At 66.4% G+C, this 12504-nt stretch carries 7 protein-coding genes; 5 read left to right on the forward strand and 2 right to left on the reverse strand.

What is annotated here, in order from left to right; genetic code table 11:
- Window positions 1-22: 22 nt before the first annotated feature.
- Window positions 23-751 (reverse strand): GntR family transcriptional regulator, encoded by a 729-nt coding sequence (locus DN412_RS02480; RefSeq protein WP_115013061.1) that lies wholly within the window; start codon window positions 749-751, stop codon window positions 23-25.
- A 479-nt stretch (window positions 752-1230) separates the two neighbouring features.
- On the opposite strand from DN412_RS02480, the gene DN412_RS02490 reads away from it, so the two are divergent.
- The 4 genes from DN412_RS02490 (at window position 1231) to DN412_RS02505 (ending at window position 9842) form a co-directional block, all read left to right on the forward strand.
- On the forward strand, window positions 1231-4263 hold the full coding sequence (locus DN412_RS02490; RefSeq protein ID WP_115013063.1) for an FAD-binding and (Fe-S)-binding domain-containing protein: 3033 nt from the start codon (window positions 1231-1233) through the stop codon (window positions 4261-4263).
- Window positions 4256-5410, forward strand: coding sequence for a DSD1 family PLP-dependent enzyme (locus DN412_RS02495; protein WP_115013064.1), 1155 nt, complete (start codon window positions 4256-4258; stop codon window positions 5408-5410). Before DN412_RS02490 ends, DN412_RS02495 begins: the two co-directional genes overlap by 8 nt.
- 273 nt (window positions 5411-5683) lie before the next feature.
- Window positions 5684-9064, forward strand: a complete 3381-nt coding sequence (locus DN412_RS02500; protein ID WP_115013065.1) for a bifunctional diguanylate cyclase/phosphodiesterase — start codon at window positions 5684-5686, stop codon at window positions 9062-9064.
- Window positions 9065-9131: 67 nt separating this feature from the next.
- Window positions 9132-9842, forward strand: a complete 711-nt coding sequence (locus DN412_RS02505; protein ID WP_244222537.1) for a glycine-rich domain-containing protein — start codon at window positions 9132-9134, stop codon at window positions 9840-9842.
- A gap of 82 nt (window positions 9843-9924) precedes the next feature.
- On the opposite strand, the gene DN412_RS02510 is transcribed toward DN412_RS02505, so the two are convergent.
- The gene (locus tag DN412_RS02510; protein WP_115013067.1) at window positions 9925-10875 is read right to left on the reverse strand and encodes a LysR family transcriptional regulator; all 951 of its coding nucleotides are present in this window, start codon (window positions 10873-10875) and stop codon (window positions 9925-9927) included.
- Between the two features lie 165 nt (window positions 10876-11040).
- Between DN412_RS02510 and DN412_RS02515 the strand changes: the two genes are divergently transcribed.
- Window positions 11041-12501: a form I ribulose bisphosphate carboxylase large subunit gene (locus tag DN412_RS02515; protein ID WP_078200655.1), complete on the forward strand. Its 1461-nt coding sequence runs from the start codon at window positions 11041-11043 to the stop codon at window positions 12499-12501.
- Window positions 12502-12504: the final 3 nt, after the last annotated feature.

Genomic DNA, 12504 nt, shown 5'->3' on the forward strand with positions numbered 1-12504 from the left:
TGTAAATCTTTGCAAGTTACGCTCAGCCCCTCAGTCTCTGGCCAGCCATCCCATCCCCAGACACCAGCGGCAAGACCGCGTCACGCTTCTCCAGCAAGTGCCGCTTCAAAACGGCTGCCAGCTTCTTGCCGTCCCGGGCTTCCAGTGCCTTGATCATGTCTTCGTGATCGTCGATGGCCTGATCCCACTTCTCGCTTTGCTGGTTGGAACGAAAACGCATCGCCTGCAGGCGCCGGTTGATCGACTGATAGGCCTGGCGCAACGCCGAATTGCGCGCGGCCTCGTTGATGCGGTCGTGTATCTCCTGGTTGCGGCTGTAGTAGCCAGGCAGATCGTTCTGCGTGCGGCAGACCAGCATCGCGTAGTGCAGCGCCTTGATCTCCGCCAGCTCGGCGGGGGTGATGCGCTCGCAGGCCAGTTCGCCTGAGAACGCTTCCAGCCCGCTCATCAGCTCAAAGTTCTCCCGGACCTCGGACTCGCTCATCTGGGAGATGCTTGCGCCGCGGTTGGGGGAGAGATCGATCAGGCCCTCTGCCGCAAGCACCTTGAATGCCTCGCGCAGGGGCGTCCGGGAGATGCCCAGCGTCTCGCAAAGCTCACGCTCATTGAGCTTGGTGCCAGGAGTGAGGACGCCTTCGACGATGAATTGCCGCAGGTGCTCGACCACCGTGTCATGCAGGCGCGGGCGAGCCAGGCGCGGCAGCGACGGGGCGGGGCTGGCAACCATCTCTCCCTTCAGTGAATTTTGCATTCAATGTCCTCTATCCGTGTAGCGACGGATTCTACTGCAGGTTCATTCTCCCCTCAAAAGTCCGGGTATACACCCGGATTTCAGGCCAAATTCCGGCTTGGAGTCACGTTTTCTGTCTGCTATATTCTATTGAATTCAAAATTCAATATTCAAACAAGGAGGCGTTGCTCCCATGATTCACCTCGACTTCCACCCCGCTGGCCGCCACCCCTCGCCGGTTGCGAGATGGGACTGAAGCTGGCGGGCGTCCCGGTTGCCGGCAGCGGGGTGGCGGCGGCCATGGACCACCTGGCCTCGCACGCGGACACGCCCATGCTCAAAGCCGCCGCCTGAGCGGCAACAAGCAGAGGCCGGCGCCGGAGGATGCGCCGCCGGCCTTCCACTCTCGTCGGAGCGTCACAAGAAGATGCCATCGCTGCGCCGGTGCGTGGCAGGGCGGTCAGTCGCCCGCGAATTCTCGCCTTCGTTTGCCGAATGCCATGAACACTTCCTCGTCTTCCTTGCTGGTCAAGCCGATCCACCTGGTGCCCGCCCGGCATCGCGCTACCTCGCCGCTCTCCGCGCTCCTGCGCAAGGAGCTGCGGGGTGACGTGCTGTTCGACCGCGCCGGCCGTGGCCGCTATGCCACCGATGCGTCGATCTACCAGATCATGCCGATCGGCGTGGTGGTCCCGCGCGACCAGGCCGACCTGCTGCGCGCGCTCGACATCGCCCGCGACCAGCGCGTGCCGGTGCTGGCGCGCGGCGCGGGCACCAGCCAGTGCGGCCAGACCGTGGGCGAAGCCCTGGTCATCGACAACAGCAAGTGGCTCAACAACGTGGTCGCCTTCGACGCCGCGGCGCGCACGGTGACGGTGGAGCCGGGCATCGTGCTCGAACACCTCAATGCCTGGCTCAAGCCGCATGGGCTGTGGTTTCCGGTCGACGTTTCCACCGGCGCGCAATGCACCATCGGCGGCATGGCCGGCAACAACTCGTGCGGCTCGCGCTCGATTGCCTACGGCAACATGGTGCATAACGTGCTGGCCATCGACGCGGTGCTGGCCGACGGCAGCGAATGCCACTTCGGCTCGCTGGCGCAGCCGGTGGCGGCCGGGCGCGCGCAAGGCATCCTGCGCGGACTGGAGCGCATCGCCCGGCGCGAGCGCGATGAGATTGCGGAGCGCATGCCCAGGGTGCTGCGCCGCGTGGCCGGCTACAACATCGACCTGTTCGACTGCCAGAACCCGCTTGCCTATACAGATGATGGCCATGCCAACCTGTCGCACATCCTGGTCGGTTCGGAAGGTACGCTGGCCTACAGCCGACAGGTCACGCTGAAGCTGTCGCCGCTGCCGGCGCACAAGGTGCTGGGCGTGGTCAACTTCCCCACGTTCTACCAGGCGATGGACATGACGCAGCACATCGTGAAGCTGCGTCCGGTGGCGGTGGAGCTGGTCGACCGGACCATGATCGACCTGTCGATGGAGAACCCGGCATTCCGTCCCGTGGTCGAGCGCGCGCTGGCCGGCGATCCGCAGGCCATCCTCCTGGTGGAGTTTGCCGGCGAGGACCGGCAGGCGCTGCTGGCGCAGCTCGACCGGCTTGCCGAGCTGATGGGTGACCTGGGCCTGCCCGGTTCGGTGGTGAAAATGGCCGAAGAGAAGGCGCAGAAGGCCCTGTGGGACGTGCGCAAGGCCGGCCTGAACATCATGATGAGCATGAAGGGCGATGGCAAGCCGGTGTCGTTCATCGAGGACTGCGCGGTGCCGCTGGAGCATCTGGCCGAATACACCCGCCGGCTGACCGAGGTCTTCCACAAGCACGAAACCGAGGGCACCTGGTACGCCCACGCCAGCGTCGGCACGCTGCACGTGCGCCCGATCCTGGACATGCGGCGCGACGGTGCGGTGCGCATGCGCGAGATCGCGGAGGAGGCGGCCGAGCTGGTGCGCGAGTACAAGGGTGCCTACTCCGGCGAACACGGCGACGGCCTGTGCCGCGGGGAATGGGTGGCCTGGCAGTACGGCCCGCGCATCAACGCGGCATTCAGCGAGATCAAGGCGCTGTTCGACCCTGACAACCGCTTCAACCCAGACAAGATCGTGCGGCCGCCGAAGATGGACGCGCGCGCGAACTTCCGCTTTGCCCCCGGCTATGCGGCGCTGCCGCTGACGCCCGCGCTGGACTGGTCGGCGTGGAATGTGCGGCGCGACCCGATGACCGGCGCTGAGACCGCGCCCGGCACCGGCACCGATACCGCCACGCATGGCCTCGCATCGGCCGTGGAGATGTGCAACAACAACGGCCACTGCCGCAAGTTCGACGCCGGCACCATGTGCCCGAGCTATCGCGTCACCAAGGACGAGCAGCACGTGACGCGGGGCCGCGCCAACACGCTGCGGCTGGCGGTGTCCGGCCAGCTCGGCCCAGATGGGCTGGCCAGCCCGGAAGTGAAGGAAGCGCTGGACCTGTGCGTCTCGTGCAAGGGCTGCAGGCGCGACTGCCCGACCGGCGTCGATATGGCGAAGTTCAAGATCGAGGCCCGCCATGCCTGGACCACGCGGCACGGCATCAGCCTGCGCGAGCGCATGGTCGCGTTCATGCCGCGCTATGCGCCGCTCGCCAGCCGCGTGTCGGGCCTGCTGGCGCTGGCCGACAGCATTCCCGGGGTCTCGGGCTGGATCAGGCGGGCGCTGGGGTTTGCCCCGCAGCGGTCGCTGCCGCGCTTCGGCAAGCCGTTCCTGGCGGGACGCCGCAACGCAGCAGGCAAGACCGGCGGCCGGGAGGTCCTGCTTTTCGTCGATACCTTCAGCAACTACATGGAGCCCGACAACGCGCGCGCCGCGCAGGCCGTGCTGGAAGCCGCCGGCTATACGGTGCACTTCAACGTCCGTGAAGGCGAACGGCCGCTGTGCTGTGGCCGTACCTTCCTGGCGGCAGGCCTGGTCGACCAGGCGAAGCAAGAGGCCAGGCGCATGCTGGACGCGTTCCGCCCCTTCGTCGAGCGCGGCGTGCCGGTGGTCGGCCTGGAGCCGTCTTGCCTGCTGTCGCTGCGCGACGAGTTCCTCAGCTATGGCTATGGCGAGGAGGCCAGGCGGCTTGCCAGCCTGTCGTTCCTGTTCGAGGAATTCCTGGTGCGGGAGCAGGGCGCGGGCCGGCTGGACCTGCCATTGCAGCCGCTGCAGGCCTCCGAGGCCGTCGTGCACGGGCACTGCCACCAGAAGGCATTCGATGCGTTCACGCCGGTGCAGACCGTGCTGGGGTGGATCCCGGGGCTGAAGGTAGCGCCGGTGGAGTCATCCTGCTGCGGCATGGCCGGCAGCTTTGGTTACGAGGCGGAGCACTTCGCGGCATCGCAGGCCATGGCCGAGTTGTCGCTGCTGCCCGCGGTACGCAAACACGCGTCCGACGCCATCGTGGTCGCGGACGGCACCAGCTGCCGGCACCAGATCCTGGACGGCGCCGACACCGAGGCGCTGCACGTGGCCCGGGTGCTGGCGATGGCTCTCAAGGGAGGCCGCCATGTCTGAGCGCCTGCACGACCGTACGCGGCTGCGGCCGCCGGCTCCGGCCAGCATTGGCGACCGCGTGGAAGACGTGGGCTCACCGGCCTTGCTGGTCGACCTCGATGCCTTCGACCACAACCTCGCGCAGATGCAGGGCCTTGCCGATGCCGGCGGCGTCGCCTTGCGCCCGCATGCCAAGGCGCACAAGTCTGTCGCCGTGGCGCAGCGGCAGATCGCTGCCGGTGCAGTCGGGATCTGCTGCCAGAAGCTTAGCGAGGCCTATCCGTTCGCTGCCTTCGGCATCGCGGACATCCACATCAGCAATGAGTTTGTCGGCGCGGACAAGCTCGCCATGGCGGTGGAATTAGCCCGCCACGTGAACCTGAGCATCTGCGTCGATGACGTGCGGCAGGTGGCCGCGATGGCGTCCGCGGCCGAAGCCGGCGGCGTGCGCATCACCGTGCTGCCGGAGGTCGACGTGGGGCACGGGCGCTGCGGCGTCAACAGCACCGAAGCGCTGAGCCGGCTGGCCGATGCCATCGGCGAGGCGCCGTCGCTGCGGTTCGGCGGACTGCAGGCGTATCACGGTGGCGCGCAGCATCTGCCGGTCTGGGTACAGCGCCGGCAGGCCGCGCAGCGCGCCGCGGAAGCGGTGGACGGCTATGTGCGGCACCTCGATGCACGGGGCGTTTCCTGCCCGGTGATCACCGGCGGCGGCACCGGCACGGCCGAGTTTGACTGCCAGAGCGGGGTCTACACCGAAGTCCAGCCGGGCACCTATCTCTTCCTGGACGGCCACTATGGCGCCAGCGAATGGCTGGGGCAGTTCCGGCCCAGGCACAGCCTGTTCCTGTCGGCAACGGTCATGAGCACGGCGCGGCCCGGCGTGGTGGTCTGCGACGTGGGCCTGAAGTCGGTCGCGGTGGACTCCGGCCTGCCGCGCCTGTGGTCCAGGGACCGCAGCGGCTGGCTGCGCTATGTCGCGGCGAATGATGAACACGGTGTCCTGGAAGTGTTGAACGGAGACAGCCAGGCGTTGCTGGGGAGCAAGCTATTGCTGGTGCCCGGGCACTGCGATCCCACCGCGAACCTGCATGCGCAGTTCGTGTGCTTGCGCGAAGGGCGTGTCGTCGGCCTGTGGGAGGTGGATGCGCGCGGCCTGAGCCGCTGATGCGGGATTTGCTGCGACTGGCGCGGGCCTGCCGCGCCAGGAATGCCTCTTTCTGTTTTCCCCCGCTATTCATTGCCTGTCCAACGGATACCCCACTTAAGTTGGGTGTCTGCATCGCGATAATCAGCGTCCGTCATCCCCCACTTGCTATAGATTGTAAAGACATATAAAGCGGCCAGCCGTTGAAGCTTGCGCCGTCTAATAAGTGCATTTTCTGGCACAGCTGTTGGCGACGCCATTCAGCCGCTGCCGCCCATATCCGGGGAAATTATCTTGCGCCCGACGCTTGCGCGCTTGCTTCGCCCGCTTGGACGCCTTGGGTCGCGCACCATCACGGCGGGCACCTTGCTGCTTGGGGTGCTGACGACGGCCGTCGTCTATGCGTTCTGCACCGGTCTGCTGGAAAAGGATGTCCGCCTGCGTTTTGAGAACGATACGGGCGACGTCATCCAGCAGATCGATACCCGGATCCGGCTCTATACCGATGTACTGGTGACCATGCAGGCGCTGTTCGGCGCCAGCGACCATGTCTCGCGCGGAGAGTTTCGCGATTTCGTCAGCGGGCTGAACCTGCCGCAGCGCTATCCCGGCTTCCAGACGCTGAACTACGCGCCGTACGTGCCGGCGGCCGAGATCGACGCCTTTGTCGCCTGGCAGCGCAGCGATCCGATCCTGCGCGAGGCGGGCGTGACGTTCAACGTCCGCCCCCCCGGCCGGCGGCCGGGCCACTTCGTGCTGACCTATGTCGAGCCGCTCGACATCAACCTGGCGTCGATCGGCATCGACATGGGCGCCGAGCCACGCCGCCTGGCCGCGCTCGAACGCGCGCGCGATACCGGGCAGTCGGTCAGCAGCGGCCGGCTGATCTTCAGCGAGGCCAGGAACCCGCATGTGGGCATCGCCCTGCGCCTGCCGGTGTACCGCAGGGGGCCGGACCTGGACTCCGTGGAAGCGCGCCGACGCGCCTATGTCGGCTCGGTCGGCGCGGGGATCCGGGTGGACGACCTGATGAAAGACCTGGTCAGCAACGAGAATCTGCGCTGGATCCGCTTCCGCGTCTATGACGCCGGAGACTTCGCGGAGCCGGCGCTTCCCCCCTCCGCCACCAACCTGCTCTATGACAGCGTGACCGGCCTGGCGGCCCGGGGACGCAACCAGAGCGCAGGGGGCAGCGCCATCCACGCCAGTGCCGCGCAAGGTGCGACGTCTCTGGCGGACGACCAGGCGGTCCCGGGTGCGGGTCAGCATGACCTGGCCAAGAGCGAAGTGCGGAATTTCGGCGGACGGCGCTGGGTGATCGCATTTGCGGCCGATGGCAAGGCCATCAGTGGTCCCCAGCGTTACCTGCCGGCGCTGGTGGTGATTTCCGGCCTGATCATCAGCGTGCTGCTGGGCTGGCTGGCCTACGCGCTGTCGAGTTCGCGGGCGCGCGCCGTTGCCGTGGCTGACCAGATGACGCACAGCCTGCGCGACAGCCAGGCCGCGCTCGCCGAGGCGCAGCAGATTGCCCGCCTGGGTGACTGGCGCATCGACCTGGGCAAGGACATCGCGCACTTTTCCCGGGAAATGGCGCACCTGCTAGGCTGGCGCGGCGACAAAGCGACGCCGGAAGCGTTGTTCCAGGCGATCGACGCCGGCCATCGCGCCATGCTGCGGGAGAGGATGCGGGCAGCCCTGCAGGATCGCCAGCCATTCGAGTTCGAGTGCCCGTACCGGTCGCGGCGCGGACGCCGGGGCTGGTTGCACCTGATCGGCCACGCGCATGGGGCGCCGGACAGCGCCGTGCTGCGGGGAACCGCGCAAGACATCAGCCAGCGCAAGTCCGCCGAGCAGGCCAGGGCGCAGGAACACCAGATCGCCCTGCATCTGGCCACCGCCACCAGCGAAATCGAGGTGCTGGAGGATATTGTCCACACGCTGCTCGAAGGCATGGACTGGGAGGCCGGTGCCTTCTGGCCGAGCGACGACAACGAGGGACAGAAGCTGCCGCTGGTCTGCCTGGCCCGCGTCAGGGCGCTGGAGCCCTGGCTCGCCGAACGCCCCGCATCGCGGGCCGGTGCCGCGGTCTTGCAGGCGCCACAATGGTATGCAAACCGGAACGCGATGGCCCGGCACGCGCAAGCCAGGTGGCTCGACGCGGGCGGCATCCGGACGGTGTTCGCCTTCCCGCTGAGCAGGGGCCACGTGACGCTCGGCGTGGTTGAACTTTATTCCCGTGCCAAGCGCAGCCGCGATACGCACGCGCTCGCGATGGCGAGCGGCATTGCCAATCAGACCGGGCACTTCCTGCTGAGGCGCCAGGCCGAGGAGAACCTGCGCTTCATCGCCAATCACGATGCCCTTACCGGCCTGCCGAACCGCCTCTTGTTCAAGGCCGAGTTCGAGAAGGCACTGAACCGCGCCCGCGCCAGTGGCCAGTCCTTGCATGTCATCTTCGTCGACCTGGACGAATTCAAGGTCGTGAATGACACCATTGGCCACAACGCAGGCGACACCGTGCTGCGCGAGATGGCCGACCGGTTGCGCGAGATTCTGCACGGCGTGGAACTGATCACCCGCTTCGGCGGCGATGAATTCGTCGTGCTGCTGGACCCCAAGGGCGACGCGACGATCCTGGACCAGACCATCGCCAGGATCCAGGCTGCGCTCGCGCCAGGCTTCGTCGTCAACGAATCGGAACTGCGCATGACGGCAAGCATCGGCATCAGTTCCTTCCCCGAGGACGGCAACGACTGGCAGACGCTGCTCAAGCATGCCGACCTGGCCATGTACGGTGCCAAGCAACTCGGCAAGAACGGCTATCAGTTCTACTGCCGGGGCATGAGCACGACCCTGCAGCGGCGCATCGATATGGAGTCGCACCTGCATCGCGCGCTCGAGCAGAACGAATTCATTCTCTACTACCAGCCGCGCATTGCGCTCGCGTCGGGAGCGTGCACGGCGGTCGAGGCACTCATCCGCTGGCGCCACCCGGAACTTGGCCTGGTCATGCCCGGAGATTTCATTCCCTTCGCGGAGCAGAGCGGCGCCATTGTCGAGATCGGCGCCTGGGCCCTGCGCGAAGCGTGCCGCCAGAATGCCGCATGGCGCGCCCAGGGACTGCCGCCGATGCGTGTTTCGGTCAATCTTTCGGCACGGCAGTTCGCCGACAAGTCCCTCAGGCTGACCATCATCGACGCACTGCGGCAAGCGAGCCTGCCGGGCAATCTGCTGGAGCTTGAACTCACCGAGAGCATGGTCATGCGCGATGCCGAACAGGCTTCCCGCTGGCTCTCGCACCTGAAGCGCACGGGCGTGCGACTGGCGATCGACGACTTCGGCACCGGCTACTCCTCGCTCGCCTACCTCAGCCGCTTCCCGATCGATACGGTCAAGATCGACAGAAGTTTCGTCCGTTACATCCCGGAAAGCCGCAGCGATACGCAGATTACCAGCGCGGTGATCGGGCTCGGCCACCGGCTAGGGCTGGAAGTGGTCGCCGAAGGCGTGGAGAACGAGGCGCAACTCGAGTTCCTGCGCCACGAAGGCTGCGACGAAGTGCAAGGCTACTACTTCAGCCATCCGCTGCCGCCGGCGCAGATCACTGCCTTTCTGGCCAGCCTCATGGAAAACGGCCCCGCTTTCGAGCATGGGCCGCAACCGATGCGCGCCTGACCGCCGTCGGTCCGGCGCGCGCTTACGCAGTCCAACATCAAGCAGTCCAATCACAGGGAGCTGGATCATGCAGGACCGTATTGTTGAAACCATGTGGCAGGCCATCGACGCCCTCGATTTTTCCAGGATGAAGGCCAAGCTGCTACACCAGAAGCATGCGCACTGGACACCGGTATCACTGGAGCAGGCAGAAAGCGGCTACCGGCAGTTCCTCAAACTGGCGGCCAGGTATCCCGACACGCCAGCGGTGCCCAGCGAGCAGGTGGATGCCTTCTGGCATGCCCACATCCTGGATACCAGGCGCTACGCCGGGGATTGCGAGCACATCTTCGGCTATGTCCTTCACCACGACCCCTACGTCGGCATCGACGGCCCGGACGATGAGGCCCGCCTGCTGGCAATGGCCGCGGCTAGCGATGCGCTGAGCACGCGCGAGTTCGGCACCCCGCTGACCTCTGCCGCATATTGTGCCCGGGCAGCAGCCGACGAACCCGCGTACTGCGCACGCATGGCCAAGGCGGAGGACCCCGCGTATTGCGCACGTGTGGCCAAGGCGGAGGAACCCGCGTATTGCGCACGCATGGCGAAGGCGGAGGAACCAGCGTATTGCGCACGCATGGCCAAGGCGCAGGAACCAGCGTACTGCGCACGCATGGCCAAGGCGGAGGAACCAGCGTACTGCGCACGCGTGGCCAGGGCCGCTGAACCTGCCTACTGCGCACGCATGGCCAAGACCGCCGAACCTGCGTACTGCGCACGCACAGCCGTGGCCTGCTGAAGGCTTTGGCTCTCCGGCCGGCCGGATGGTCGGCACTCTCGATTGTGGCGCGATGCACAGGTGTTCTGCATCGCGCGCGCAATCAGGCCACGCGCCGCCCAGGCATCAGCCCGCCGTATTCCTTCCCCAGGAACTCCGCCGTGTGCTCCAGCAGATAGGCGCGGCAGCTCTCGCTGGCCGGCGACAGCCGCTTGCTGGACATATGCGCGACATGCCAGATGCGCTCGATCGGCGTGCCGGTCACGTCCAGCAGCGCGATCTCGCCGGTGCGCAGCTCCAGTGACAGCGTGTGCAGCGACAGCAGGCTGATGCCCATGCCCGCCATCACGGCCTGCTTGATGGTCTCGTTGCTGCCCAGTGTGATCACCTTGGCCGGCGTGAACAGGTGGTCCCGGAACATGTACTCCGCCACGGTGCGGGTGCCCGAGCCCGGCTCGCGCAGCAGGAAGGTCTCGTGACGCAACTCCTGCAGGTCGAACCCCTTTGCGTCGTGCAAAGGGTGCCGCGGCGAGGCCACCAGCACGTGCGGATGCGCGGCGATGGGTTCCGACACGGCGTCCAGTTCGCGCGGCGGGCGGCCCATCAGCGCGAGGTCGATGGCGTTGTCCTGCAGCAGCCGCAGCAGCGTCTCGCGGTTGCCTTCGGCGATGCGCAGGTCCACGCCCGGGTGCAGGGCGGTAAAGCCTGCGAGCAGCTTGGGCGCGAAGTATTTCGACGTGCTGATCAGCCCGATCGTGATCGAACCCTGCTCGACGTCCTTGACCGCCTGCAGGCCTTCCTCGGCGTCCTTGACCTCGCCGAGGATCCGGGACGCGTGGTGCAGCAGGCGGTCCCCGGGCTCGGTCAGCGTGAGCTGCCCCTTGACGCGCTCGAACAGCGCCAGGCCGACCACGGATTCGAGCTGCTTGACCTGCATCGAGACCGCTGGCTGGGTCAGGTGCAGTTCCTCGGCCGCGCGCACAAAGCTGGCGTGCCTGGCCACCGTGACGAAGATTTGCAACTGGCGAAGGGTGAGGGCGCGCAGGAAGGACATGGGCAGTGGGGGCGGCTCTTGGATGCTTTCCGTGATGTGCAGTCTGGATCGCACTTAAGGGATTGCTTATACAGCGGCTAAGAATATCTGAATTTACCTTATGTTGGTGGGCTTATATCTTTGCATCAACGCAGCCACGACGCTCAACCACGCAAGGAGACAAGCATGAACGCACCTGAATCGGTCCAAGCCAAGCCGCGCAAGCGCTACGACGCCGGCGTCATGAAGTACAAGGAAATGGGGTACTGGGACGCGGACTATGAGCCCAAGGACACCGACCTGCTGGCGCTGTTCCGCATCACGCCGCAGGACGGCGTGGATCCGGTCGAGGCCGCTGCCGCGGTGGCCGGCGAATCGTCCACCGCCACCTGGACGGTGGTCTGGACCGACCGCCTGACCGCCTGCGACATGTACCGCGCCAAGGCCTACAGGGTCGATCCGGTGCCCAACAACCCGGAACAGTTCTTCTGCTACGTGGCCTATGACCTGTCGCTGTTCGAGGAAGGCTCGATCGCCAACCTGACCGCGTCGATCATCGGCAACGTCTTCAGCTTCAAGCCGATCAAGGCCGCGCGCCTGGAAGACATGCGCTTTCCGGTGGCCTATGTGAAGACCTTCGCCGGCCCGTCCACCGGCATCATCGTCGAGCGCGAGCGCCTGGACAAGTTCGGCCGCCCGCTGCTGGGCGCCACCACCAAGCCCAAGCTGGGCCTGTCGGGCCGCAACTATGGCCGCGTGGTGTACGAGGGCCTGAAGGGCGGGCTGGACTTCATGAAGGATGACGAGAACATCAACTCGCAGCCCTTCATGCACTGGCGCGACCGCTTCCTGTTCGTGATGGACGCGGTCAACAAGGCTTCTGCCGCCACCGGCGAGGTCAAGGGCAGCTACCTCAACGTGACCGCCGGCACCATGGAAGAGATGTACCGGCGCGCCGAGTTCGCCAAGTCGCTGGGCTCGGTCATCATCATGATCGACCTGATCGTCGGCTGGACCTGCATCCAGTCGATGAGCAACTGGTGCCGCCAGAACGACATGATCCTGCACCTGCACCGCGCGGGCCATGGCACCTACACCCGGCAGAAGAACCACGGCGTGTCGTTCCGCGTGATTGCCAAGTGGCTGCGCCTGGCCGGCGTGGACCACATGCACACCGGCACCGCGGTGGGCAAGCTGGAAGGCGATCCGCTGACCGTGCAGGGCTACTACAACGTCTGCCGCGACGCCTACACCCATACCGACCTGACCCGCGGGCTGTTCTTCGACCAGGACTGGGCGTCGCTGCGCAAGGTGATGCCGGTGGCCTCCGGCGGCATCCACGCCGGCCAGATGCACCAGCTGATCCACCTCTTCGGCGACGACGTGGTGCTGCAGTTCGGCGGCGGCACGATCGGCCACCCGCAAGGGATCCAGGCGGGTGCCACGGCCAACCGCGTGGCGCTGGAAGCGATGGTGCTGGCGCGCAATGAAGGGCGCGACATCCTCAACGAAGGGCCGGAGATCCTGCGCGATGCCGCGCGCTGGTGCGGGCCGCTGCGGGCCGCGCTCGATACCTGGGGCGACATCAGCTTCAACTACACGCCGACCGACACCTCGGACTTCGTGCCCACCGCGTCGGTGGCCTGAGCC

Source organism: Cupriavidus lacunae, assembly GCF_003353055.1.
In the GTDB taxonomy this organism is placed as follows: domain Bacteria; phylum Pseudomonadota; class Gammaproteobacteria; order Burkholderiales; family Burkholderiaceae; genus Cupriavidus; species Cupriavidus lacunae.